We start from the raw sequence: 24,802 nt of genomic DNA, 5'->3' as shown, positions 1-24,802 counted from the left end.
ATCCCGTTTTGTTTATTCAAAACGGGATTTTTTATTTAATTTTCAAGCTCAAATTCAAAACCTCACAAAATGAAGAAACTAATTCTTGTTACTTTATTTCTGACAGCAATGGCCTGCCAGAAAAAAGAGCCAACAGAAAAAGCAACTGCTGTTACAGACGAACACAGTTATTCCAAACCAGAACTTGCTGTTGTAAAACATCTTGACCTTGACATCAAAGTAGATTTTGACACTCAAACTATTTCAGGAAAAGCATCTTGGACAATTGATAACATCAGTAAAGGAGATGAAATTATTTTCGACGAAAACACTTTAAACATTACAAAAGTAACTCTAGGTGATGACGAAAAAGAAACCAAATTCAAGCTTGGGACAACTACTGAATTTCGCGGAAAACCGCTTCATATTACAATCGAACCAAACACAACTAAAGTAAATATTTACTACAACACTACTAAAGATGCTGTAGCTTTGCAATGGTTAAAACCAGAACAAACTGCAGATAAAAAGAAACCTTTTGTTTTCTCTCAAGGCGAAAGTGTCTGGTCACGTACTTGGATTCCATGCCAAGATTCGCCTGGAATTCGTTTTACTTATGATGCTAAAGTTACGGTTCCTAAAGATTTATTAGCAGTAATGAGCGCTGTAAATCCGCAGAAGAAGAATGCTACTGGAATTTATACTTTCAAACAAGACAAAGCAATTCCGTCTTACTTAATGGCAATTGCCGTTGGAGATATCGAATTTCAAGCAATTGATAAAAGAACTGGAGTTTATGCAGAACCATCTGTTTTAAAAAGTGCCGCTTATGAGTTTGCTGAACTTGGAAAAATGGTAAATGCTGCTGAGAAATTATATGGCCCATACCGTTGGGGACGTTACGATGTTTTGGTTTTACCTCCAAGTTTCCCTTACGGCGGAATGGAGAATCCAAACTTGACTTTCCTAACTCCTGGAGTTATTGCCGGAGACCGTTCGCTTACGAGTTTGCTAGCGCACGAATTAGGACACAGCTGGAGCGGAAACTTAGTTACAAATGCTACTTGGGATGATATTTGGTTAAACGAAGGATTTACCACTTATGTTGAACACAGAATTGGAGAAGCTATTTTTGGCAAAAAAGAGTTTGACATGCAGAACGTTATCACCAACAAAGAATTGGTTGACAATGTTGCTGAATATGGAGATACGAATCCTGATACAAGATTAAAAGTAAGCCTTACAGGAAGAAATCCTGATGATGGTATCAGTATGATTCCTTATGTAAAAGGATATGCTTTTTTAAGAGTTATTGAAAATGCTGTCGGACGTGAAAAATTCGATCCGTTTATTAAAAATTATTTTGATTCTCATGCTTTTCAATCTATTACAACAGAAGATTTCGTTAAATACATCAATGAAAATCTTATTAAGGGAGACAAAGCTTTGGCAGATAAAATCCAATTAGACAATTGGATATACAAACCAGGAATTCCTTCAAACATTCTTCCTGTAAGTTCTGCAGATTTCGATGCCATTGATGCTATTCAAAAAAGCTGGAGAGAAACTGGCGTTGCAGGTTTGAGCAAAAAAATCACGACTACTGCAGAAAAACAGCATTTTATTGATCATCTTCCCGCTGATATTACCGTAAAGGAAATGGAAGCAATTGACAAAGAATTCAACTTTACCAAAGGCGGTAATTTCATTATTAAACGCCAATGGTTTGTTCAGGCAATTCGCCATCAATATAAAGCAGCAAATCCTGCAATTGAACAATTTCTAATTGGAAGCAGCAGAACTGGCTCTATTATGATGCTTTATAAAGAAATGGCTAAAACTCCAGAAGGAAAAGTTTGGGCTAAACAAGTATTTGACAAAGCCAAATCTGGCTATCACGCAACTACAATTCAGGATGCCGAAGGTGTTTTGAAATAGTTTTCATTCACAGATGAAAACTTCGACTAAAAACCGAGACTTTGACTAAAAACCGAGACTTTGACTAAAAAAATCCCGATTACGTTTCATAATCGGGATTTTTTGCTTTAAAAAACTAGCAGGGAAAATTGTCCATCACATAGCGTACATTCTCCATGTTTTAAAATCTGTAATCGTTGCAACTTTGTAATGTCAAAAGACAACAACAAATAATAACAATTAAATATTAAATAAAATGACACGATTAACAGCTTTAAACCCAGAAGAAGTAACAGGAAAAACTAAAGATTTATTCAACGCAGTTCAGGCAAAATTAGGCGTTGTTCCAAACATGATGAGAACAATGGGAAATTCTCCAGCAGTTCTAGAAGGATATTTGAATTTGAGCGGTGCATTGAGCCACGGAAAACTAAGCGCAAAAACCGGAGAATTAATTGCCTTGGCAGTTTCAGAAAGTAATTCTTGCGATTACTGTTTAGCAGCTCACACTTTTATTGGAGAAAAACTAGTAAAAGCAGATCCTGCAATTTTAAAGGCAGCGAGAACAGGAAATTCTGATGATGCTAAAACAGAAGCTATTTTACAATTAGCTAAAACATTAATCAGTAAAGGCGGATTAGTAAATGATGAAGATATCAACAAAGCCAAAAACGCAGGAGTTTCTGATGCTGAAATTGCAGAAACTATTGGGCATGTAGCTTTGAATGTATTGACAAACTACTTTAACAATGTTGCAAATACTGAAATAGACTTCCCTGCAGTTTAATCAAGATTTACGCAATCACTATAACAAAAAACAATTTCTAAAGATAGTTGTGAATTTATTTCATAACTATCTTTATATTTTCAAAATGAAACCGAATATGAGCGCTCAAAATGTTTTTACTTTAATAAATCCGCAAAATGGAAATTTGGCTTTTAAAATCCTTCCCTTTGAAGACAACAGCTATTTTGATCATTTACAGCGAAATAATTATTATTCTTTAATTTGGATAACTAAAGGAAAAGGGAAAGTAAAAGCCGATTTTGCAGAACATCAATTTGAAGAAAACTCACTTCTTGCTTTTTCACCCTATCAGCCTTTTATGCTTTGCGTAAACGAACCAATTGAAGGAATCGCTATCCATATTCCATTCTGATTTTTATTGCATTCACATGCATCAAAAACAGGTTTCCTGCAATGGTGTTTTATTCAACAATATTTATCAGCCCCCTTATGTTCAGGTTACAGAGCACGCTTCACAAACTTTTAATTTGGTCATTGATCAAATGAAAGCCGAGATTCAAAATGCAGAATTGGCACAGTATGAATTATTGATTTCGTATTTAAAAATATTTCTAATTACCGCTTCAAGATTAAAAAGAGAGCAATTGGAGGAGATGAAATCGGTTCCAGATTCTAAAGAACCTATAATTCTGCAAAACTTAAAAGATGCCATTGAACTGAATTTTAAAACCAAACATTCAGCTGGAAATTATGCTGAATTATTAAATATTTCTTCAAAAGCCTTAGCAAAATTATCTAAGAATTATTTCAACAAAACTTTAACCGATTTAATTTCGGAACGAATCATTATCGAAGCCAAAAGAGAATTGTACTTAACCAACAAAACGGTCAAAGAAATTGCATACGAATTAGGTTATGATGACGAACATTATTTCAGTCGTTTCTTTAAAACCAATGCAGATGTTTCCCCACAAATTTATCGCGAAACGGTAGGCTTTGGAAAAATGGAAGCTTAGTTTAAAGTTGCAGTTAAGCAATTAGGAACTGTGGCTGAAACTTCGACTAAAAAGCTAATTTATTTATTCTTTGCTTCAATCCATTTTGACATGTACATGGTACTTTTAAAAGCATGATGCTGTAGCAAATTTCCCATAAAATTATGGAGTCGGTGACTTTCAGAGTCTACTAAAAGTGATTTTATCAACGAAAGTAGTTTCTCTGAATAATCACTCTTCTGATAACACTTATTAATAATTTTAATTCCGTTTTTTTGAGATTGTTTCCAAAGAGTTTCATCTTGATAAAGCGCAATCGCTTTTTTTGCAAACTCAACCGGATCACCTTCAATAAAACCATTCCAAGGCAAGTTTCCATGCATTGCTTCAGAACCAATTGAAGTTGTCACACTGGGTGTTCCACATTGCATCGCTTCTAAAAGTTTACCTTTCAACCCCGCACCAAAACGAATTGGCGCTAGAACAACTCTAGATTTTTTCACAATTTCATTGGCATCCTCTGCCCTTCCCATTATATAAAAACCATTTTTTGGCAGATGCAATTGCAGTACTTTTTGCGAAGGATATGCTCCGTAAACTTCCAAAATGGCTTCTGGAAAATCTCTTTTTATAGAAGGCCAAATTGCTTCTTTCAAATATTGAACGGTATTCCAATTCGGTTCATGAAGAAAGTTTCCAATGAAAATAAAATTTTTCCGCTCATCAAAAGAAGGCAGCTTCAAAAGTTCTTCCTCTTTCATTTCATCAACCAAAAACGGAAGGTAAAAAAGTAAGTCTTCATTAATTTTGAAAACATCTGTTAAAATATTCATTTCGAATTCAGAAATAATCAAAGATAAATCGCAACGTAAAATACTGGCAATTTCTCTTTTTGCCACTTCTTCAGACAATAAATCTTTCAATTCGAAAATGCGGTTTTCTTTAAAAGCTTTTTGCCTTGCAGTACGAAGACAATGCACATCTTCAGTATCTAAAATTCTAATCGCTTTGGGACACTTTTCAATCACTCTCCAGCCAAACTGTTCTTCGACCATAAAACGATCAAACAAGACTACATCTGGATCTAAGTCGGCTACAAAATCATCAAAACTTGAAGAATTAAGTTCAATGCTTTTTTTTATTACTCCAAATTCAGATAAATCAACCATAAAATTACTATCCTGAGCAGCACTTGCAAAAGTAATTTCGAATCCATTTTCTTTGAAAATAGAAATCAATTGCATCATTCTTCCACCTGCTGCTGAAGACTTTGGCTCGGGCCAGACGAACCCAATAATTAAAAGTTTTTTGATTTGATTCATAATCTTTGTTTCATATTACAAAATAATACTATTTTCCGCGGATTTGCACCCAATTTCCAGATATTCGGTCATAAAAAATCACTAATTTTGCAAAATCTAAATGGTGGGAAATTATGTTGGGATTAAAATTAGCTACAGACCCTCGCTGGGTAAATATTGTTGAGTCAAACATCGAAGAAATTCTAACGGATCACGCCTGGTGCGAACAAAAAGCGGCTTCAAACGCGATTAGTATCGTTACTTACAACTCTGAAATCGAAGAATTGGTAACCGAAATGCTTGAAATTGCGAGAGAAGAACTGGAACATTTTCAGATGGTTCATAACATTATAAAGCAACGCGGACTTACTTTGGGCCGCGAAAGAAAAGATCATTACGTCAATGTACTTTTTAAATTCATGAAAAAAGATGGTAGCCGTAGAGATGCACTTTGCGACCGATTATTATTTTCTGCAATGATCGAAGCTAGAAGTTGCGAGCGTTTTAAAGTGCTTTCTGAAAACATCAAAGATGAAGAATTAGCAAAATTCTACCGCGATTTAATGATCTCTGAAGCTGGACATTACACTACATTTTTAGGATTTGCCAGAAAATATCAAGATAATATTGATGTTGATAAACGCTGGAAAGAATGGATTGAATATGAAGGTTCGATTATTACTAATTATGGTAAAAACGAAACCGTTCACGGATAAATTACGCTCTTTTTTTTTACTCTATTTTCATATTTAAATACCACTATTCGCTATGCAGAAAAGTAAATCCAGATCAATCGTTTTTAAAATTGCGAAGTATTTCGGAATAACTTTCGCGGTTATTATAGGATTATTATTTTTAACGCCTATCGTCTTTGAGGATCAAATTAAAGAGCAAATAAAGAAAACAGCTAACGAAAGATTAAGCGCAGAACTGAATTATTCTGACGTTTCTGTCTCATTCTTCCGCCATTTTCCTTCTCTTACTTTAACTTTAGATAATTTAAGTTTAAATGGTTCAGCTCCATATACAAACGAAAAATTTATCACTGCAAAAGAGGTTTCTTTCGGAATCAATGTAGCGAGTCTTATTTTCAGCAAATCGGTAAAAATTGACCAGATCTATCTATCCGATTCTTTTATAAATGTAAAAGTGAATCCAAATGGAGAAGCCAATTACAACATTTATAAATCTCAGGAACAGGCTTCGCAAACAAAAGACAGCTCAGACACTGCCTTAAAATTAGAGCGAATTGAGATTTTAAATAGTAAAATTATTTACGATGATAAATCGACAAAAGTCCATTTTGATGCTTACGGATTTAATTATTTAGGGAAAGGAGATTTGAATCAAGCCGTTTTTGATTTGTATTCGAAAGCTAAAATCGAAAAATTGAATATCGTTTATGAAGACGAACCTTATTTAATGAACAAAAAAATTGATGCTGATTTGATTACAAAAGTCAACATCAACTCACTTTCTTTCTTTTTTCAACAAAACAACCTTAAAATCAATCAGCTTCTGGTTGACTTTAAAGGAAAATTTGACATTTTAAAAGATGGTTATAACATGGATTTTGTTATTAAATCCGACAATAGCAATCTATACGATGTTTTTACAGCTTTTCCCCCAAAATACATTACTTGGCTTTCTAAAACCGAATTGAAAGGAAATACTAATCTTTTACTGACTTTAAAAGGAAAATATATTGCTTCGGAAAATATTGCTCCAGATTTGAATTTAGATGTAAAGATAAACGACGGTTTTGTAAATTATAACAAAAGCGCATTTCCCGTTTCAAATTTAAATTTAGACATTAAAACAAAAGTTCCGTCTTTAAATCCGGATTTGGTTATTGTCGATGCAAAAAACCTTTCCTTGAACATTAATCAGGATTATTTAAAATCTAAGTTTTTGCTTAAAGGAGTAAATACACCCGAAATTAACGCCGATTTTAAAGCTAAAATTGATCTTGAAAAACTAACCAAAGCACTCGGAATTCCTGATATTGAACTAAAAGGAGCTTTGGCTGGAGATGTAAAAGCAAACGGAATATTTGATCAAAAAAACAAGCGTTTTCCTGTTACAAACGGAATCATTAATTTGGATAATGGATATTTGAAAACACCGTATTACCCTAATCCGATTACAAACATTACAATTAAATCTAAAATCGAAAACCAAAAAGGAACTTTTGAGGATTTAAAAATAAACCTAACCCCAACTCAGTTTACTTTTGAAGGAAAACCTGTTTTTGTACAAGCTGATTTAAGCAATTTTGACGATTTAAATTATGATATAAAAGCAAAAGGAGAATTGGATGTGAGCAGAATCTATAAAGTTTTCTCGCAAAAAGGTCTTGATCTCGACGGTTTCGTAAAAGCAGATTTATCTTTGAAAGGAAAACAAAGCGATGCCGAAAAAGGAAATTACAGCAAACTAAATAACAAAGGAACTCTTGAATTAAGAAACATCGGAATTGCTTCTGAATATCTCCCAAAAAGATTCATTATCAAAGAAGGAATTTTCAAAATCAATCAGGATAAAATGTCGTTCAATAATTTCTTGGCCGCTTACGGACAGTCAGATTTTAAAATGAATGGTTATTTGCAAAATGTCTTCAATTATGCAATGACTAATACAGGCGTTTTAAGAGGCTCTTTTAAAGTTTCTTCCCGATACATCAATATTGACGAATTTATGTCGAGTGTAGACCCTAATACACCCGTAACACAAAATTCAGCTCCAAAAACAGAAGCAAAACAATCAGACAACACACAAACTGGCGTTATTATCATTCCGAGCAATTTGAATTTACAGTTAATCGCAAATGCTCAAAAAGTAAATTTCGACAAACTAAATCTGCAAAATGCAACTGGAAATTTAACCCTGAAAAATGGTAAATTGACAATGCAAAATACCGGTTTCAATCTAATTGGATGCAACGTTTCTATGAATGCCAATTATCAAGCTGTAACTCCTCAAAAAGCAAATTTTGATTACACGATAAAAGCCACAGATTTTGACATTAAAAGAGCCTATAACGAAATCGAAGTCTTCAGAAAAATGGCTAGTGCCGCAGAAAAAGCACAAGGGATTGTTTCTTTAGATTATCAATTAAAAGGTCGCTTAAACGGAAATATGGATCCTGTCTATCCTTCTCTGGTAGGAGGCGGCACACTTTCTGTAAAAGATGTAAAAGTAAGAGGTTTGAAAATGTTTAATGCCGTAAGCAAACAAACAAATTCAGAATCTATGAAAAATCCAGATCTTTCGAAAGTAGACATTAAAACAACCGTTAAAAACAATATTATAACTGTAGAACGCTTTAAATTTAAGTTTGCTGGCTTTAGACCAAGAATAGAAGGAACATCAAGCTTAGACGGAAGACTGAACCTAAAAATGCGTTTAGGATTGCCTCCTTTTGGTATTTTCGGAATTCCGTTAACTGTAACAGGAACACAGGATAACCCAAAAGTAAAAGTGGGAAGAAAAACTGAAGACTTGGAAGAAACAAAGGATACTGAGGAATAACTGTTTTAAATTCCAATAAATAAAATTCCAAATTCCATTTTTTATTATAGACCGTTGTCAAAGTTCAAAGCTTTGACAACGGTTTTTCTTTTCCAGATAATTAGACTGTAAATATTTGTTTTGAAAGAAATAAAATTCCCTTTCCTAAAAGCCAAAACACAGCTGCAAGTCCCAATAATTTCCAAGCCCAACCTTTTCCTCTTTTCCAATTGGAGAAAAAAGAAAAAACTTCCATATACTTTATTATTATAAATAAGGTTGATCCTGTAATTACAAACCAGATAACTTCGTTTAAACCAAAATAAAAACCGTATAGAAAAACTGCACTAAGAAAAAGGAACGTTACAAATTGTATAAAATAATAATTTCCAAAACTGTACTTATGATTCATTTTCAATGACAGTATTAAAAATGAACAAATCTCCAAACTTATAAATGCCGCAATAACATTGTAAAAAATAGCATTCCATTGCAAAATAAGAACAAGAGTCAAAACAACCGCTACAACAGTACATGCGCCTAGAGAATTGATACTTCTGTCTCTATATCCTTCATTCTTAAAAGGAAATAAGATTGGATATATAAATTTTTCCAATGTACGCCAAAACGGTAAAGCATAAATTGCAGCAATTCCCGAAACTACAATTTCGTAGTTGTAAAAAACATCTGAAGGAACTTTATACAATACATACCAAATAGCTAATGCAACCAAAACAGCTGGCAGACATATTGTTTTTATGGTTTCCCACGGATCTTTTCCCCAGAAATTACTTCCGATCTCAAAAACGTATTTTTTAACCCAATATTCTTTAGTAAACAAAGCAGTTGACTGACTCCATAATAAAAATAATCCTAGATGAATAATTACTGTTCGCACTACAAAATCCTCAACAGAAACGGCATAAATTACACAAGCGACTCCAACTGCCAGCAATTCAAAAGTCAGCAATAAAGGAGAAAATAAATATCTTACAACGGGTTCTAAATGTTTAAGAAGAAATCCAATCCATAAACTCCAATATTTTTTAAAGAGTGCAATAACCGCACAGATAGCTATAAATGCCGACAAATAAAACATCCAGTTCGTGAACAATTGAGTCTGCATCCAAATTTGAACTCTCGAGTTTTTTTGAGGTTCGTAGATTACTTTGGAATTTTCAAAAATCTGCTGTGCTAATTCATCTCTCGTTTTAGAATCAAACCCTGAAAACAAATTTTTGTTTTCCTCCCAAAATTGATCTGTTTTACAGCCGTTCCTTTTTAGAACTTCCAATTCATATAAAGTCTTTTTTTGTTTTTCATTTAAAGAACTTAAATGACTTACGATATTTTCCGAATAAGCATTTGCATAAGTACCAAGACAGCACAACAAAAACAATAATAGAATCTTTTTCAAACTTTTTTTATTTAAAGAGGCTAAACAAATGTAAGCCTTAAAGTCTTTCTAAAAAAGTCATAGAAATAAAAAAACCCGATCATTTCTGAACGGGTTTTTTATAAAAAGTAATCTATGATTATTAAGCCTCGAAAGGAATAATAGATACATAAGATTTGTTATCTCTTTTCTTTTGGAACTTAACAACTCCAGCAACTCTTGCGTGAAGAGTGTGATCTTTACTAATGTAAACATTTTCACCTGGATTGTGTTTTGAACCTCTTTGTCTAACGATGATGTTCCCAGCAATAGCAGCTTGTCCACCATAAATCTTAACGCCTAGACGTTTTGATTCTGATTCTCTACCATTCTTCGAACTACCGACACCTTTCTTGTGAGCCATGACGTATGAGTTTAAATATTGTTATTATTCTTTAGTAGCTTCTTTTTTAGCTTTTGGAGCTGCTTTTTTAGCTTTTGGAGCTTCTACTTCTTCAGTAGCTGCTTCTTCTGCTACAACCGCTTTTTTAGCCGCTGCTTTTTTAGTTCCTCCTGCTGCAGTAATACCTTCAATTACAATTTGTGTAAGATATTGTCTGTGACCATTTCTTTTTTTGTATCCTTTTCTTCTTTTCTTTTTGAAAACGATAACTTTATCACCTTTTAAGTGTTGTAACACTTTAGCTTCTACTGAAGCACCTTCTATAGCTGGGGCGCCTAAAGTTACATTTCCATTATCATCTAATAAAAGAACTTTGTCAAAAGAAACTTTTGAACCTTCTTCATTAGCCAAACGGTGAACATAAACCTTTAAGTCTTTGCTTACTTTAAATTGTTGCCCTGCTATCTCTACGATTGCATACATATCAAATTGATTTATTGAATTTTAAGGTTGCAAATATACAACTAATAATTTACTATGCAACCTATAGAAGCAAAAATATTTTTACCCAAAAAAACCTTGTTTTTCAAGTAGTTCTGCACATAAAACAAAATTAATTTAAAGTAAAAGATTGTTAAAATCGTATTTATTTAAAAACAAATCTACGATACGTAATTAAAAAAAACTATTTTTGGTGTAACCAAAATCAACTCTTGTCTACCTACTATATGTTGATATTTTAAAATTATTAATCTTTATGAAAAAATCAGTAATGATGTTAAGTGCTGCATTAATGCTTGGCGGAGTGGCTCATGCCCAAAAAGTAGCTTTCGAAGAATACGACTTAGACAATGGCCTACATGTCATTTTACACAATGACCCTTCTGCTCCTGTCGTTATCACTTCGGTAATGTATCATGTTGGATCAAAAGACGAACGTCCTGATAGAACTGGATTTGCTCACTTTTTTGAACATCTATTATTTGAGGGAACCCAAAATATAAAACGTGGGGAATGGATGAAAATTGTTACTGCAAATGGAGGTGTAAACAATGCCAACACATCTGATGACCGAACTTATTATTATGAAGTTTTTCCTTCGAATAGTTTAGAACTTGGCTTATGGATGGAATCTGAAAGATTAATGCATCCAATTATTAATAAGATTGGAGTTGACACGCAGAATGAAGTCGTAAAAGAAGAAAAAAGAATGCGTTACGACAATCAGCCGTACGGAAATATTCTTCCTGAGGTTAAAAAGAATATGTTTAAAAAACATCCTTATAGATGGACCACTATTGGTTCTATGAAAGATTTGGATGCAGCTACATTAGAAGAATTCCAAGCTTTTAATAAAAAATTCTATACCCCAAATAATGCCGTTTTGGTTGTTGCTGGAGATTTTGAAAAAACAAAAACAAAAGAGTGGATTCAAAAATATTTTGGACCAATTCCAAAAGGCGAAGAAGTTAAGAAACAGACCTATATTGAAGATCCGATTACGCAGCCAATTAAAGCAACTTACGAAGATCCAAACATACAGATTCCAATGATTGTTGCTTCGTATAGAACGCCATCAATGAAAACTAGAGATGCAAGAGTTTTAGATTTGATTTCCTCTTATTTAAGTGATGGAAAAAGCTCTAAACTCTACAAAAAAATAGTTGACGACAAGAAAATGGCGCTGCAGATTGGCGCAGTAGGATTCAGCCAAGAAGATTACGGAATGTATATTCTTTACGGACTTCCAATGGCTCCGTACACAATTAATGACATTCTAAAGGAAATGGATGAAGAGATTGTAAAAATCCAAACCGATCTTATTTCTGAAAAAGATTATGAAAAATTACAGAATAAATTCGATAACAATTATGTAAATGCCAATGCAAGCGTAGAAGGAATTGCAGAAAATCTGGCGTCTTATTATCTTCTTTATGGCGACGTTAATTTAATCAACACTGAAATCGACATTTACCATTCTATCACGAGAGAAGAAATTAGAGAAGTTGCCAAGAAATACTTAAATCCAAATCAGCGCTTGATTTTAGATTATGTTCCTACAGCCAAATCTCAAAACTAAGAATATCGAATCATGAAAAAAATATATCCTTTTTTAATCCTTATTTTCCTAACTGGAATTATGCAAGCACAAGATCGTCCACAACCCAAACCAGGAAATGCCCCAGTAGTCAACATCAAAAAACCGCAGACCTTTGTTTTAGCAAACGGAATGAAAGTTTTAGTTGTTGAAAACCACAAATTGCCTAGAGTGAGCTATACACTTACTTTAGATAATGCTCCGTTTACTGAAGGCAACAAAAAAGGGGTTGACGAATTGACCAGCAGCTTAATTGGAAACGGAACTAAAAAAACAACCAAAGAAGCTTTTAACGAAGAAATTGATTTTTATGGAGCTAATATCAATTTTACTTCTCAAGGTGCTTATGCAAGTTCGTTGTCAAAGTATTCTGGCCGCGTTTTAGAGCTTTTAGCAGAAGGTGCTTTACAACCCAATTTCACTCAAACTGAATTTGATAAAGAAAAAGCAAAACTTTTGGAAGGCCTTAAAGCCGACGAAAAAAGTGTTCCTGCCATTTCAAACCGAGTGGTTGACGTTTTGGCTTTTGGAAAAAATCATCCGGTAGGAGAATACCTTTCTGAAGAGACTGTGAAAAATGTAACTCTTGCAGATGTTCAAAACAATTACAATACTTATTTTGTTCCAGAAAATGCTTATTTAGTTATTATTGGAGACGTCAAATTTAAAGAAGCAAAAACTGCTGTTGAGAAATTATTCAGCGGGTGGAAAAAGCAGGCTGCACCAAAAAACACTTACCCAACTCCAGTAAATGTTTCGAGCTTACAAATCGATTTTGTTGATGTTCCAAATGCGGTTCAATCTGAAATTTCATTAGTAAATACTGTAAATTTAAGAATGAACGATCCAGATTTTTTCCCTGCTGTTATTGCCAATCAAATTCTTGGAGGCGATTTCAATAGCTACTTAAACATGAATTTACGCGAACAGCATGCTTGGACTTATGGAGCAAGTTCTAGTATTGGAAGCGGGAAATATGTTACTAAATTTAAGGCTTCATCTGCTGTTAGAAATACAGTAACCGATAGCGCTGTTGTTCAATTTGTTAAAGAAATCAAACGAATCAGAACAGAAAGAGTAGATCCAGAAGTTTTAAGAAATGTAAAAGCGGGTTATATTGGAAGATTTGTAATGCAAGTCGAAAAACCACAAGCTGTTGCGCGTTATGCTTTGAACATTGAAACAGAAAAACTTCCTGCTGATTTCTACGAAAAATACATTCAAACCATTAATAATGTTACTGCCGATGATATTTATCGTGTTGCCAACAAGTACTTCTTGTTAGATAATATGCGTATCGTAATTGTTGGTAAAGGATCTGATGTGATCTCTGGTTTAGAAAAATTACAAATTCCGATTCATTATTTCGACAAATACGGAAATCCAGTTGAAAAACCTGCTACAAAAAAAGAGGCGCCTAAAGATATTAGCGCAAAGACGGTTTTTGAAAACTACATTAATGCAATTGGCGGAGAAAAAGCCGTTACTGCAGTAAAAACATTATACATGAATGGCACAACAACGGTTCCGCAGGCTCCTAACCCATTAACTTTTACCTCTAAATTAGATTCGAAAGGAAAAATGATGGTTTCGCTTTCTATGGGAACTATGAATTTAATGAAACAGGTAGTTAACGAAAAAGGCGCTTACGTTGAACAGCAAGGCCAGAGAAAAAACCTTGAAGGTGAAGATTTAGCCGAAATGAAAGCTAATGCAGCTCCGTTTGAAGAATTACAGCTTGTAAAAAGAACGGACCTTAAAGTAGAAGGAATTGAACCAATTAATGGGAATGATGCTTACGTAATTAAAGACGGCAAAACAAAGTATTATTACGACGTTAAATCTGGATTAAAAACAGCCGAATCTAAAGTTCGCGAACAAGGCGGAAAATCAGTTGAACAAATCACTAATTTCAATGATTATAGAGAAGTAAAAGGTGTTAAAGTTCCTTTTAACTTAATTCAGAATGTTGGCTTTGAATTGGATATTAAAATGTCTGATATTAAGATTAACGAAGGGGTTTCTGAGAAAGATTTTCTTTAAGATACTAAGGTTCTAAGTTACTAAGATCCTAAGATTTTTAATGGCTTTGTCAAAGTTTAAAACTTTGACAAAGCTTTTTATTTTAAGGAAGTCGAAACCCTTAACCATAACTCAAAATCACTTTTTAGCCGACAAATAAACTCCTATCAAAATTATAAAAGCACCCACAGATTGAATTGGCGTCAGGAATTCGTTATCTAACAATCCCCAGAAAAAAGCAACTATCGGAATTAAATATGTGACAGAGGTTGCAAAAACTGGCGATGACATCTGAATTAGTTTAAAGAAAAGAATGTTTGCGATTCCTGTTCCAAGAACACCTAAAATGACTATAAAAAGTATAGAATGCTGCGTTTCTGCAAAATGTATTTTCTGACTTATATCTGTTGTACTTAAAATTATTAATGCAGGCAAAAGCAAAACCGCAAAATTTCCTGTTGTGATACTTACAGAATTTAAATCATGAAGATATTTTTTAATCAGGTTTACGTTGATCGCATAACTAAGTGTTGCAATAACTACCAATAAAACATAAAGGTAATTTTGAGTTCCGCTTGCTGAGTCTCCACTTAAAACCAAAAGCAGACAGCCTACAAGTCCGACAAAAACACCTAAAACCTGTCGTTTTTGAAACTGAATCCCAAATGCTATAATTCCCAAAATCAAAGTATTTAATGGCGTTAGCGAATTTAAAATCGCAACTATCGAACTATTAACTTGAGTTTCTGCAATAGCAAAAAGATAAGCCGGCATAAAAGTCCCGAAAAGTGAAGTTATAGCAACAAATTTCCATTGTCGGCGCGAAATCTTTTTCAGACTATTAAAACCTACAATCAATAAAAACAAAGCAGCAAAAATAATTCGGAACGATCCTACTTGAACAGCAGTTAAACCAACCAATCCTTTTTTTATCAGAATAAAAGAGCTTCCCCAGATAAGAGAAAGAATAGTCAAGTAAATCCACTTTAACTGTTTTGTTTCCATAAATTGTATTTTACTGCAAATTTGTAATTATTTTACGAACCTACCTCTCACTTTTTATTAATTTTGCAAGAAAGAAATCGCAATTTTAAATTTATATATAATGAAAATTTCAAAAATCTTATTTGCTGCAGCAATTGCTGGTTTAGCATTCGTTAGCTGTAAAAAAGCAGAAGACAAAAGCCTTCAAGTTGTAAATGCAGAAAAAAGTACTCCAAAAGAACACAAACCTATTGCAGCTGAAAATCTTCAAACAGCAAGCTTCACAATTGACGGAATGACTTGTGCTATGGGATGCGCAAAAACTATTGAAGAAGAATTAGCTAATCTTGATGGAGTTGATAAAGCAACAGTTGATTTTGACAAAAAAACAGCAACAGTAAGTTTTGACAAAACAATCCAAAACTCAGAATCTTTAACAAAAGTGGTTCAAGAAACTGGAGATGGAAAAACGTATAAGGTTTCGAATTTTAAATCGTTAACAGATCAATTACAATAAAAATGCCCCCAAATAGTGTCTAACTTTTTGGGGGCAGTTCATTTGGATTCCTTTTTTTTATTTCCATTTCAATGTTTCCATCAAACGCTGCATATCGTTTTTAACGTAACTCGCGGCAGGCATAATCGAATCAAAATTTGGTTTTGCGTAAAAATAAACAGAACCTATTAAAAAATGTTTTGTACTATCTGTAACGTAAAACTGAGAGTTTGTCGCGGCATTTCCATCAACTTGGTAAAACATTCCGTAAACCTTTTTCTCCGGATTTAAATACGGCTGTTCCAAAATATCATCGGCTTTAATAACGTGTTCGTAAGTTAGTTTTTGAGCGTCGCGTAGCAATTTATCAATATTGCCATTTACAGGCTTATAAGTCAAATAAATAGTCGCTTTCATCTTTGGATAAGTGATTGCAAATCCGCATTCTTTCTCTCCTTTGATGATTGCATCTTCATTCATTTCAAAAGCAAATGGGCAATTGTTTTCAAAATTCACATATTTTGCTTCCGGATAATCTAATCGCAGGTAGCTCGCTGGTTTTGGCAAAACATCATTTTTACAGCTTAAAACCGTTAGAGCAAGCAAAATTGCTGTTATTGAAAGTATTCTATTAAGCATTTTTATTTATTGTTACTTTTATTTGTTTTATACGCTTTTTATCAACTGTTTCGACAGTGAAAATACAGTTTTCAAAAATCACTTTTTGATCTTTTTTCGGAAAATTACCTAAAATTTCCAGAATGAATCCGGCCAATGTTTCAGCTTCTCCTTTACGAGCTTCAAAAACATCTTCGTCGACATCTACAATTCTGTAGAAATCTTTCAGGTTTATTTTTCCTTCAAAAAGAAAATTATTTTCATCAATCTGTGAGAAATTTAGATTTTCATCGTCAAACTCGTCACTAATATCTCCGACAATTTCCTCGATAACATCTTCTAAAGAAACTAATCCAGAAGTACCTCCATACTCATCAACCACAATGGCTAAGTGGCTTTTTAAGCTCTGAAAATCCTTTAGTAGATTATCTAGTTTTTTATTCTCAGGAACAAAAAACGCTTCTCTAATCAAAGAGGCCCAGTCAAATTCTTCTTTATCAATATGAGGCAGTAAATCTTTTACGAAAAGCACACCTTCAATCTGATCGATATTATCTCGATAAACAGGAATTCTCGAAAAACCAGTTTTTATTATTTTAGGATAAATCTCTGCAAATGTTTCTGATATTTCCAATGCAAAAATATCAATTCTCGGGCTCATTACCTGTTTTGTATCCGTATTTCCAAAAGAAACAATTCCTTCCAGAATTTTCTGTTCCTCTGTCGATGTCCCTTCCGAATCTGTAAGCTCCAATGCCTGAGAAAGTTGATTGACAGAAAAATTACTTTTTTGCTTTCCTAATTTATTTTGAAAATATATGGTAACCGCACGCATTGGCAAACTAATAGGAGAAAGCAATTTATCTAAAAATGCCAGCGGATATGCAACTCGCTTAGCAAAACGAATACTGTTTCTGCTAGCATAAACTTTAGGAAGAACTTCGCCAAATAATAAAATTAAAAAAGTGACTAAAATTACCTCTAGAGTAAATTTAAAGGCTGGCGAACTTATATTGGCAAAAATATTTTGCCCTATATAAGCAAATAGGATTACGACACCAATATTAAAAAAGTTATTTGCGACCAATAAAGTCGCCAAAAGCTTTTTGGGCTTTTCTAGTAGATTCGAAATAATTTTACCTTTTGCAGGATTATCATTTAAAGAATCATCGATGTCTTGCTGCGATAAAGAAAAAAGAGCTACTTCAGCACCAGAAACAATTGCTGAAAGAAATAATAAAATAAAAATTCCGACGAAACCAATAATTAAATTGGCGTCAAGATTTGTAGAAAAAAGTAAACTGGGCTCTGGGTCCAAACTGAATAAAATTAGTTAAACATCGCTTAAAAGGGCAGATCGTTAATCGGAAGCCCTTCAGGAGCATCAAAGTTAGTATTTTTTGCCGACTCTGTATCCTGGTTTTGTTTAGTATACGCAGTTTCTTTTTTAGTTGTCAGGAAAGTAAACTCCGTTACTTGAATTTCGGTCGTATATTTTGTCGTTCCATCTTCTGTTTGCCACTGACGAGATTTTATCCTTCCTTCGACATAAATTTTGTCTCCTTTAGAAAGATATTTTTCGCAAATCTCTGCAGCTTTATTACGCACAACCAAATTATGCCATTCTGTAGAGGTTATTTTTTCATTAGTCGTTTTATTGATATATACCTCATTGGTAGCCAGCTGAAAACGTCCGATGCAGTTTCCTCCATCAAAATAATGCATCTTTACATCATCGCCTAAATGGCCAATAAGCATCACTTTATTTAATGTTCCGTTCATAGTTTTGGTGGTATTTCTCCCAAAGATACATTTTTTTAGCAATTTATTTCTTGCTTTTCTATAAAATTATACAACACAATAGGAAAAGGAAAAGTTTTCAATTTTTGAGCATCTACTCCATTTTCAACTTCCTCTTTCACTTTAATTTTCCAAAATTGAATATGCAAATGTTGGTGTGAAAGCTTGTGTATAAGAGTCGATTCGTTGCAATCTTCTATACTTATAATAGTATACTTGGCGAAAATTTCATTTTTGACGGTTTGAGAAATCTCGTCAAAATCAACAATTGATTGCGTTTCCAATAACGGAAACTCATATAAATTATGCCAAATTCCTTTTGCAGTTCTTTTTTGAACTAATGTGTTTCCTGAAGCATCTTCTAAAATCAAATAATTAAAGTAACGATTGGTTACTTTAATCTTTTTTGACTTAACAGGAAGCATATTTACTTTTCCTTTCTGCAAAGCAGCACAGCTTTCCTTAAAAACGCAAATCGTACAATTAGGACTTTTAGGAACACATTGCAGCGCACCAAACTCCATTATGGCCTGATTAAATATCGCTGGATTATCTTTAGGCATTAATTGCTGTGCCAAAGCCGCAAACTCTTTTTTGGTTGCTGGAAGTGCAATATCAGACTCAATATCAAAATAACGAGCCAATACCCTAAACACATTTCCATCTACAACAGGAACCGCTTCATTATAAGAAAAAGAAGCTATCGCAGCAGCTGTATATTCGCCAACACCTTTAAGTTTTAAAAGCTCTTTATAAGAATCAGGAAAAACTCCATTTAAGTCATTAGATATATATTGAGCCGTTTTATGAAGATTACGAGCTCGAGAATAATACCCCAGACCTTGCCAAAGTTTCAAAACTTTCTCTTCTGAAGCATATGCCAAATGTTTAACAGTAGGAAATTCCTGAGTAAATGAAAAAAAATAAGGCATTCCTTGCGCAACTCGCGTCTGCTGAAGCATGATTTCTGAGAGCCAAATCTGGTACGGATCGACCGTTTTTCGCCACGGTAAATCACGCTGGTGCTGTAAATACCATTTTATCAATATGTTATGAAAATCCATTGCAAAATACTTAGATTACAAAAGTAAATGTTTATGTAATTAAAATTTAACGAATTAGCTTGATTAATTATTTTTTTAATTCCTATATTTGCAAACTCAAAAAAATAGTACACCATTTATAAAATAAAATAGGAAAGAAAATGACGAAAGCAGATATCGTAGCGAAGATTTCAGAGAAGCTAGGTCTTGAAAAAGGAGACGTTCAAGCAACAGTAGAAACTTTTATGGAAGAAGTTAAAACTTCTTTAGAGACTGGAGACAATGTATACCTTAGAGGTTTTGGTAGTTTTATCGTTAAAACTAGAGCTGAAAAAACTGGAAGAAACATTTCTAAAAACACTACTATTAAAATTCCAGCACACAACATTCCTGCTTTCAAACCTGCAAAAGTTTTTGTAGAAGGAGTTAAAACTAACAACGAAGCAAAATAATATTAATTAACATAAATCTGACACAATATGCCAAGTGGTAAAAAAAGAAAGAGACATAAGGTAGCTACTCACAAACGTAAGAAAAGAGCGAGAGCTAACCGCCACAAAAAGAAAAAGTAGTTTTAAACTACTTTTTTCTTTTTAACGTTCATTGAAATTGAAAAAAGATGAAAGAGAAAAAAAAAATAGAAGATAGGCGACAAGAAGCCTATTCTCTGTTACCCTATTCTCTACTAATCTTCTTTTCCCCGGGTTCAATACCTGTTAAAATATTGTTTAATCCATCTGTAGATAAGATTTTAGATTTTAGACTTAAGATTTTAGATTTTTCCAAATCTATACTCTTCTCTCTTTTTCTATTTTCTGAAAAAACAGATAAAAATTTACAGTGTGAATAAAGAATTAATCATTAGATCTAGTTCTGAAGCAGTAGATTTTGCCTTATTAAAAGATGGAAAACTAATTGAATTACACAAAGAAGAAGAAAAAAGCAACTTTCAGGTTGGTGATATTTTTATTGCCAAAATCAGAAAACCAGTTGCTGGACTTAACGCCGCTTTTGTAAATGTAGGTTTCGAAAAAGATGCCTTTTTACATTATCACGATTTGGGTCCAAATCTAGCTTCTCAGCTGAAATTCATAAAACTTGTAAGCGCAGGTAAATTAAAAGATTTCTCCCTAAAAACCTTTCAGTTTGAAAAAGAGATTGACAAAGATGGCATCATTACTGATATTTTAAGTGCCAATCAATCTGTCTTAGTCCAAGTAGTTAAAGAACCTATATCAACCAAAGGTCCAAGAATAAGTGCTGAGCTTTCTCTTGCCGGAAGATTTATTGTTCTAGTTCCTTTCTCTGATCGCGTTTCTATTTCTCAAAAAATAGAAGACAAAAAAGAAAAGGATCGTCTAAAAAAACTTGTTCTATCGATCAAACCTAAAGGATTTGGTGTTATTGTTCGTACAGTAGCCGAAGGCAAAAACGTAGCCGAATTAGAAAAAGATTTGCAGAACCTGCTAGGCAGATGGTCTGCAATGTGTAAAAAATTACCAACTGCTCATCATCCATCAAAAGTATTAGGAGAGCTTAATAGAGCTTCTTCAATATTAAGAGATGTATTTAATGATACCTTTAGCGGTATTCAAATAGATGATGAAGAGTTGTACCATCAAACGAAGGAATATCTGCAAGAAATTGCTCCTTCAAAACAATCGATTGTTAAGTTTTATCAATCAAATGACACCCCAATTTTCGAGAAATACAATATAGAGAGACAAATCAAAACTTCGTTTGGCCGAACTGTTTCTATGAGTAAAGGTGCTTATCTTATTATAGAACACACCGAAGCTCTTCACGTTATAGACGTAAACAGCGGAAACCGTTCTAATAAAGCGACCAACCAAGAAGACACAGCCATGGAAGTGAATATGATTGCCGCTGCAGAAATTGCCAGACAATTACGTCTGCGTGATATGGGCGGAATAATCGTAGTAGATTTTATCGATATGTCTAATCCCGAAAACAGGAAAGTTTTGTTCGACTTCTTGCGAGAAGAAATGAGCGACGATAAAGCAAAACATAAAATATTACCGCCGAGTAAATTTGGTTTGGTCCAGATTACAAGACAGCGCGTAAGACCAGAAGTGAATATCAAAACCAGAGAGGAAGATCCTAACAAACATAATGGTGAAATTGAAGCTCCAATTTTAATCATTGATAAGATCACCGCTGATTTAGAAAGACTTTTAAAAACCCACAACAAGGTTGTGCTTAATACACATCCGTTTGTGGCTGCATACCTCAGCAAAGGTTTTCCATCATTACGTTCAAAATGGTTTTTTGAACATAAGAAATGGGTGAAAATCATACCTCGTGACGCTTACACGTACTTAGAATACCATTTCTATGATAAAAAAGGAAATGTTATTTCAGAATAAAAAACAAAGACCGCCTTTCGAAAGACTGGCGGTTTTTTTGTGCTTTTTTCTAGCCACTAATTTTAGTTATTGGTTATAATAACGAAATATATTTCAGATAAGCAGTTAAATTATTTATATTTAAAATAGGACAATTTAAAACTTTGATATGACCTTCAATCCTTACAAATTATCAGGAAAATTAATTATTTACTCCTTAGCACTTATACTATTTTGTACTAGAACGAATTCTCAAAACATCAAATCCGAAGCTACAAGCCCGCAATGGCCTATTTTATATGTTAATTATTCTATTACCAATAAAAGTCTTCTAACTGGCGGACTAGAGTTTTGTTTAGAATGTAAAAACAAAAATAAATTCTTTTTAGGTGCAGGATATGGAATCACAAATAGTTATGATGGCAACTATTATGGACTTCCAGACATGCACTTATCTTACAACACAAAAAATCTTCTTTTCTTAAAAACAGGTAGTTCTTCTAAAAATGCCTATGCAGTAGGCGGTTTGACTGTATTTAATATGATCGATTTAGGTTTCGGATATTCATTTCCATACAACAAAGAAAAGATCCCAACTTTTGAAGGATTCACAGCTTCAATCTCGTTTCGAATTACTAAAAATAAAGATGTTTATACGAAACTTAATATCATTCAATAACTTATTCCCTAACAATCTCAATCCTTCTTCTAATTTCATTGCCAGAAGCATCTACAACTGTAATATAATGTGTTCCTGTTGTAGGCGTAATAGGCAATTCGTGAAATGTTTTGGTTGTTGCTTTATAAACATCATCTACATACCAAAACAATTCTTTATCTCTTTCAGAATAGGCCACTTTTAAAATTACAGGCTGTACGTTGCTGTTAAAATCTTTGGTTAAGTAAATTTTACTGTTTGCTTTTGGATAAATAAAATCCATTGTTGTGGTTTGCGTTCCCTCGCATCCTTCCTTGAATGGTGGTAACGGCAAATATTCAATATGCTGGCTTTTGTAATACCAAGCCATAACGGGAGGCAGTACAAACCAGTTTTTAGTTACTATATTTTCGATACTCTCACAACTGCTATTAACCTGAAATTGCTCTGTTTTATCTAAATGAATTGTTCTATGATAAGGACAGACCTTTGTCGATTTTCCTTTTTTAGAAACCCATTGTTTGATTTTGGGACAATTTTCTTTTGCCAAATAACCGCTTAAACGACAAACCTCAACTTCAGCCAAATCATTATAAGGAGTATCAAACCATCTTTGTCTTGGCAGTAAATTAAAAACGTCAAATAAAATTGGTGCGGCGCTAGTAACTCCGGTTAAAGTTGGCCTTCCTTCGCCTGTTGCGTTTCCAACCCAAACTCCAACTACGTATCTCGAATTTGTTCCAATTGCCCACGCATCACGATTCCCGAAACTCGTTCCTGTTTTCCAGGCAATTTTAAGAGAACTGTCATAAAACTTCCACGCTTCATCTCCTTCGGGTCTGTTAACCTCTTCCATCGCATTATAGGTCAACCAGATTGATCCTGCACCTAGAATATTCTTTTGATTGGTTTCTGAGCCAAAATCGGGTTTAAAATCGTTTTTATAATTTAATTCCGAGAACTCGTTGGTTCTATATTTTCCCTGATTTTTAGTATAATAATTTAATGTTGATGATAAGTTTGCATAAGTTCTGCATAAATCCCATAAATTACTTTCAGCACCGCCTAAAATCAATGACAAACCATAATGGTCGGGTGTTTTATTAATGTTCTTCAATTTAAATTTTTGCAGTTCTTCATAAAACTTGTTTACCGTAAATTCCTGAAGCATTAAAACTGCAGGAATATTCAAGGAACGTGATAAGGCACGATGCGCTGGAACCGCACCGTCAAATGTTAAATTGAAATTTTGAGGAGTGTATCCTGAAATCTGCGTTGGAATATCTGCTACTAAAGTATTTGGCAGTAATTCGCCATCGTCCAACATTGCGCCATACAAAAGCGGTTTCAAAATACTTCCTGTGCTTCTTGGCGCATCAATGATATCAACATCTTTCTGATGATCTGCATCAGCTGGAGAATTTCCCACATAACTTATTACATTTCTATTCTGGACATCTACTACCAAAATGGCAAGATTATGCACTTCATTCTGCTTGTACTGATTGTAATAATATCTCGCAATTTGATTAACCCGATTTTGCAATGCATAGTCAATTGTAGTTTTTACTCTTGTTCCTTCTTCGTTTTTGGCTACTCTTTGCAATAAATGAGGTGCAATTTGAGGCAGATCATATGGTTTTTGAGGCAAAGGCTCTTCTATCGAAAGTTCGTACGTCTGCTTATCGATTATGCCTTCCTGATGTAATTTTAATAAAAGACGGTTACGTTTATTTAAAAGTTTGATCTGATTTTTTCCTGGATAAATTAAACTTGGTGCATTTGGCAAAACGGCTAAAACAGCATTTTCAGCCCATGATAATTGATTGGACTGTACACCAAAATAACGCCAGGAAGCCATTTCCAATCCCACAACATTTCCTCCAAATGGTGCGTGTGCAGCATACATTTCGAGAATTTCATTTTTGGAATAACCTAATTCTAACCTTGTCGCTAGAATAATTTCGATTAGTTTTTCGAAATAGGTTCTGTTTTTTCCTTTTCGAGAAAGTCTGATTACTTGTTGTGTTAAAGTACTTCCTCCTCTCACCACTTTTCCTGCTTTTCGGTTTTGCTTAAAAGCATTGATCATTGCACCGGGATTGAAGCCGGGATGTTTATAGAAATACTCATCTTCAAAATACACAATACACTTTTTGAATTTATCTGGAACACTATCCTGTGCAGGAAAACGCCATTGTCCGTCACGGGCAATTTTTGCTCCAAGCAACTCTCCTTCTTTGCTTTCTATAACTGTTGAATAAGGTTCTTTGAATAAAGTTCGGGGTATCGAAAAATAGTAAATCAGCAAGAGCAGAAATGCAATTGCTGATTTTATCTTATTCTTTTTTATCCAATTGATAATGCGCTGAAAGAACGCTTTTAATTTATTTTTCAATACTTGTTTTTTTTTTAACCGCAAAGTCGCTAAGTATACGCGAAGTTCGCTAAGTTTTTTTTCTCGCAGATTCAGCAGATTTGGCAGATTT

The 24,802-nt window shown here is 33.7% G+C and carries 23 protein-coding genes; 13 read left to right on the top strand and 10 right to left on the bottom strand.

The features are described from left to right. The first annotated feature begins 69 nt into the window (after positions 1 to 69). The 4 genes from M0M44_RS07970 (at position 70) to M0M44_RS07955 (ending at position 3,660) form a co-directional block, all read left to right on the top strand. The gene (locus M0M44_RS07970) at positions 70 to 1,917 is read left to right on the top strand and encodes a hydrolase/aminopeptidase (protein ID WP_248729283.1); all 1,848 of its coding nucleotides are present in this window, start codon (positions 70 to 72) and stop codon (positions 1,915 to 1,917) included. Between the two features lie 235 nt (positions 1,918 to 2,152). Beyond that, a complete protein-coding gene (locus M0M44_RS07965) occupies positions 2,153 to 2,683 on the top strand; it encodes a carboxymuconolactone decarboxylase family protein (RefSeq protein ID WP_248729282.1) in 531 nt (176 codons plus the stop codon). A 97-nt stretch (positions 2,684 to 2,780) separates the two neighbouring features. Then, a complete protein-coding gene (locus M0M44_RS07960; RefSeq protein WP_248729281.1) occupies positions 2,781 to 3,056 on the top strand; it encodes a hypothetical protein in 276 nt (91 codons plus the stop codon). Positions 3,057 to 3,072: 16 nt separating this feature from the next. Beyond that, positions 3,073 to 3,660 carry a helix-turn-helix domain-containing protein gene (locus M0M44_RS07955; RefSeq protein WP_248729280.1) on the top strand — a complete coding sequence of 196 codons (588 nt, stop codon included), beginning with the start codon at positions 3,073 to 3,075 and terminating at the stop codon, positions 3,658 to 3,660. 59 nt (positions 3,661 to 3,719) lie between these two features. On the opposite strand, the gene M0M44_RS07950 is transcribed toward M0M44_RS07955, so the two are convergent. Beyond that, a complete protein-coding gene (locus M0M44_RS07950; protein ID WP_248729279.1) occupies positions 3,720 to 4,961 on the bottom strand; it encodes a glycosyltransferase in 1,242 nt (413 codons plus the stop codon). A gap of 113 nt (positions 4,962 to 5,074) precedes the next feature. Here M0M44_RS07950 and M0M44_RS07945 point away from each other — a divergent pair, with 113 nt between their 5' ends. Together M0M44_RS07945 and M0M44_RS07940 are read left to right on the top strand one after the other, a co-directional pair. Next, complete coding sequence (locus M0M44_RS07945) at positions 5,075 to 5,656, top strand: MiaE family protein (protein WP_248729278.1); 582 nt, start codon at positions 5,075 to 5,077, stop codon at positions 5,654 to 5,656. 52 nt (positions 5,657 to 5,708) lie between these two features. Further along, positions 5,709 to 8,471, top strand: coding sequence for an AsmA family protein (locus tag M0M44_RS07940; protein WP_248729277.1), 2,763 nt, complete (start codon positions 5,709 to 5,711; stop codon positions 8,469 to 8,471). A 100-nt stretch (positions 8,472 to 8,571) separates the two neighbouring features. Here M0M44_RS07940 and M0M44_RS07935 read toward each other — a convergent pair whose 3' ends face one another. From M0M44_RS07935 to rplU, 3 genes are all read right to left on the bottom strand, one after another. Then, positions 8,572 to 9,867 (bottom strand): hypothetical protein, encoded by a 1,296-nt coding sequence (locus M0M44_RS07935; protein WP_248729276.1) that lies wholly within the window; start codon positions 9,865 to 9,867, stop codon positions 8,572 to 8,574. Between the two features lie 121 nt (positions 9,868 to 9,988). Beyond that, complete coding sequence (gene rpmA, locus M0M44_RS07930) at positions 9,989 to 10,249, bottom strand: 50S ribosomal protein L27 (protein WP_012023622.1); 261 nt, start codon at positions 10,247 to 10,249, stop codon at positions 9,989 to 9,991. Positions 10,250 to 10,273: 24 nt separating this feature from the next. Next, complete coding sequence (rplU, locus tag M0M44_RS07925) at positions 10,274 to 10,711, bottom strand: 50S ribosomal protein L21 (RefSeq protein ID WP_073412831.1); 438 nt, start codon at positions 10,709 to 10,711, stop codon at positions 10,274 to 10,276. A gap of 274 nt (positions 10,712 to 10,985) precedes the next feature. On the opposite strand from rplU, the gene M0M44_RS07920 reads away from it, so the two are divergent. Further along, entirely contained in the window at positions 10,986 to 12,308 is a 1,323-nt protein-coding gene (locus tag M0M44_RS07920; protein WP_248729275.1) for a M16 family metallopeptidase, read from the top strand. Between the two features lie 12 nt (positions 12,309 to 12,320). After that, positions 12,321 to 14,369, top strand: coding sequence for a M16 family metallopeptidase (locus tag M0M44_RS07915; RefSeq protein ID WP_248729274.1), 2,049 nt, complete (start codon positions 12,321 to 12,323; stop codon positions 14,367 to 14,369). Positions 14,370 to 14,486: 117 nt separating this feature from the next. Here the strand turns inward: M0M44_RS07915 and M0M44_RS07910 are convergent, their stop codons facing one another. Further along, positions 14,487 to 15,353 carry a DMT family transporter gene (locus M0M44_RS07910; protein ID WP_248729273.1) on the bottom strand — a complete coding sequence of 289 codons (867 nt, stop codon included), beginning with the start codon at positions 15,351 to 15,353 and terminating at the stop codon, positions 14,487 to 14,489. A 100-nt stretch (positions 15,354 to 15,453) separates the two neighbouring features. Here M0M44_RS07910 and M0M44_RS07905 point away from each other — a divergent pair, with 100 nt between their 5' ends. Beyond that, entirely contained in the window at positions 15,454 to 15,849 is a 396-nt protein-coding gene (locus M0M44_RS07905; protein ID WP_248729272.1) for a heavy-metal-associated domain-containing protein, read from the top strand. Positions 15,850 to 15,906: 57 nt separating this feature from the next. Here M0M44_RS07905 and gldD read toward each other — a convergent pair whose 3' ends face one another. Genes gldD through mutY form a run of 4 tightly spaced genes read right to left on the bottom strand, consistent with a single transcriptional unit; the run spans position 15,907 to position 19,310 of the window. Beyond that, positions 15,907 to 16,467: a gliding motility lipoprotein GldD gene (gene gldD, locus M0M44_RS07900; protein WP_248729271.1), complete on the bottom strand. Its 561-nt coding sequence runs from the start codon at positions 16,465 to 16,467 to the stop codon at positions 15,907 to 15,909. Further along, positions 16,460 to 17,764: a gliding motility-associated protein GldE gene (locus M0M44_RS07895; RefSeq protein ID WP_248729270.1), complete on the bottom strand. Its 1,305-nt coding sequence runs from the start codon at positions 17,762 to 17,764 to the stop codon at positions 16,460 to 16,462. Before M0M44_RS07895 ends, gldD begins: the two co-directional genes overlap by 8 nt. A gap of 26 nt (positions 17,765 to 17,790) precedes the next feature. Next, a complete protein-coding gene (locus M0M44_RS07890) occupies positions 17,791 to 18,228 on the bottom strand; it encodes a single-stranded DNA-binding protein (protein ID WP_095928033.1) in 438 nt (145 codons plus the stop codon). Between the two features lie 35 nt (positions 18,229 to 18,263). Next, on the bottom strand, positions 18,264 to 19,310 hold the full coding sequence (gene mutY / locus M0M44_RS07885; RefSeq protein WP_248729269.1) for an A/G-specific adenine glycosylase: 1,047 nt from the start codon (positions 19,308 to 19,310) through the stop codon (positions 18,264 to 18,266). Positions 19,311 to 19,450: 140 nt separating this feature from the next. Here mutY and M0M44_RS07880 point away from each other — a divergent pair, with 140 nt between their 5' ends. The 4 genes from M0M44_RS07880 (at position 19,451) to M0M44_RS07865 (ending at position 22,334) form a co-directional block, all read left to right on the top strand. Then, positions 19,451 to 19,741 (top strand): HU family DNA-binding protein, encoded by a 291-nt coding sequence (locus M0M44_RS07880; protein WP_007805026.1) that lies wholly within the window; start codon positions 19,451 to 19,453, stop codon positions 19,739 to 19,741. A gap of 167 nt (positions 19,742 to 19,908) precedes the next feature. Next, the gene (locus tag M0M44_RS07875; protein ID WP_248729268.1) at positions 19,909 to 20,139 is read left to right on the top strand and encodes a hypothetical protein; all 231 of its coding nucleotides are present in this window, start codon (positions 19,909 to 19,911) and stop codon (positions 20,137 to 20,139) included. Next, positions 20,132 to 21,676 (top strand): Rne/Rng family ribonuclease, encoded by a 1,545-nt coding sequence (locus M0M44_RS07870; protein WP_248729267.1) that lies wholly within the window; start codon positions 20,132 to 20,134, stop codon positions 21,674 to 21,676. Before M0M44_RS07875 ends, M0M44_RS07870 begins: the two co-directional genes overlap by 8 nt. 148 nt (positions 21,677 to 21,824) lie before the next feature. Then, positions 21,825 to 22,334: a hypothetical protein gene (locus M0M44_RS07865; protein ID WP_248729266.1), complete on the top strand. Its 510-nt coding sequence runs from the start codon at positions 21,825 to 21,827 to the stop codon at positions 22,332 to 22,334. Position 22,335: 1 nt separating this feature from the next. On the opposite strand, the gene pbpC is transcribed toward M0M44_RS07865, so the two are convergent. Then, positions 22,336 to 24,711: a penicillin-binding protein 1C gene (gene pbpC, locus M0M44_RS07860; protein WP_248729265.1), complete on the bottom strand. Its 2,376-nt coding sequence runs from the start codon at positions 24,709 to 24,711 to the stop codon at positions 22,336 to 22,338. Between the last annotated feature and the right edge of the window lie 91 nt (positions 24,712 to 24,802).

This window comes from Flavobacterium humidisoli (assembly GCF_023272795.1).
Lineage (GTDB): Bacteria > Bacteroidota > Bacteroidia > Flavobacteriales > Flavobacteriaceae > Flavobacterium > Flavobacterium humidisoli.
Note: the sequence above shows the minus strand (reverse complement) of the source record. Positions and strands in the feature narration are given on the sequence as shown.

Excerpts from the sequence above, each read along its gene's own strand:
- M0M44_RS07970 (WP_248729283.1), top strand. The coding sequence starts at position 70 with ATGAAGAAACTAATTCTTGTTACTTTATTTCTGACAGCAATGGCCTGC.
- M0M44_RS07965 (WP_248729282.1), top strand. The coding sequence starts at position 2,153 with ATGACACGATTAACAGCTTTAAACCCAGAAGAAGTAACAGGAAAAACT.
- M0M44_RS07960 (WP_248729281.1), top strand. The coding sequence starts at position 2,781 with ATGAGCGCTCAAAATGTTTTTACTTTAATAAATCCGCAAAATGGAAAT.
- M0M44_RS07955 (WP_248729280.1), top strand. The coding sequence starts at position 3,073 with ATGCATCAAAAACAGGTTTCCTGCAATGGTGTTTTATTCAACAATATT.
- M0M44_RS07950 (WP_248729279.1), bottom strand. The coding sequence starts at position 4,961 with ATGAATCAAATCAAAAAACTTTTAATTATTGGGTTCGTCTGGCCCGAG.
- M0M44_RS07945 (WP_248729278.1), top strand. The coding sequence starts at position 5,075 with ATGTTGGGATTAAAATTAGCTACAGACCCTCGCTGGGTAAATATTGTT.
- M0M44_RS07940 (WP_248729277.1), top strand. The coding sequence starts at position 5,709 with ATGCAGAAAAGTAAATCCAGATCAATCGTTTTTAAAATTGCGAAGTAT.
- rpmA (WP_012023622.1), bottom strand. The coding sequence starts at position 10,249 with ATGGCTCACAAGAAAGGTGTCGGTAGTTCGAAGAATGGTAGAGAATCA.
- rplU (WP_073412831.1), bottom strand. The coding sequence starts at position 10,711 with ATGTATGCAATCGTAGAGATAGCAGGGCAACAATTTAAAGTAAGCAAA.
- M0M44_RS07920 (WP_248729275.1), top strand. The coding sequence starts at position 10,986 with ATGAAAAAATCAGTAATGATGTTAAGTGCTGCATTAATGCTTGGCGGA.
- M0M44_RS07915 (WP_248729274.1), top strand. The coding sequence starts at position 12,321 with ATGAAAAAAATATATCCTTTTTTAATCCTTATTTTCCTAACTGGAATT.
- M0M44_RS07910 (WP_248729273.1), bottom strand. The coding sequence starts at position 15,353 with ATGGAAACAAAACAGTTAAAGTGGATTTACTTGACTATTCTTTCTCTT.
- M0M44_RS07905 (WP_248729272.1), top strand. The coding sequence starts at position 15,454 with ATGAAAATTTCAAAAATCTTATTTGCTGCAGCAATTGCTGGTTTAGCA.
- gldD (WP_248729271.1), bottom strand. The coding sequence starts at position 16,467 with ATGCTTAATAGAATACTTTCAATAACAGCAATTTTGCTTGCTCTAACG.
- M0M44_RS07890 (WP_095928033.1), bottom strand. The coding sequence starts at position 18,228 with ATGAACGGAACATTAAATAAAGTGATGCTTATTGGCCATTTAGGCGAT.
- mutY (WP_248729269.1), bottom strand. The coding sequence starts at position 19,310 with ATGGATTTTCATAACATATTGATAAAATGGTATTTACAGCACCAGCGT.
- M0M44_RS07880 (WP_007805026.1), top strand. The coding sequence starts at position 19,451 with ATGACGAAAGCAGATATCGTAGCGAAGATTTCAGAGAAGCTAGGTCTT.
- M0M44_RS07875 (WP_248729268.1), top strand. The coding sequence starts at position 19,909 with ATGAAAGAGAAAAAAAAAATAGAAGATAGGCGACAAGAAGCCTATTCT.
- M0M44_RS07865 (WP_248729266.1), top strand. The coding sequence starts at position 21,825 with ATGACCTTCAATCCTTACAAATTATCAGGAAAATTAATTATTTACTCC.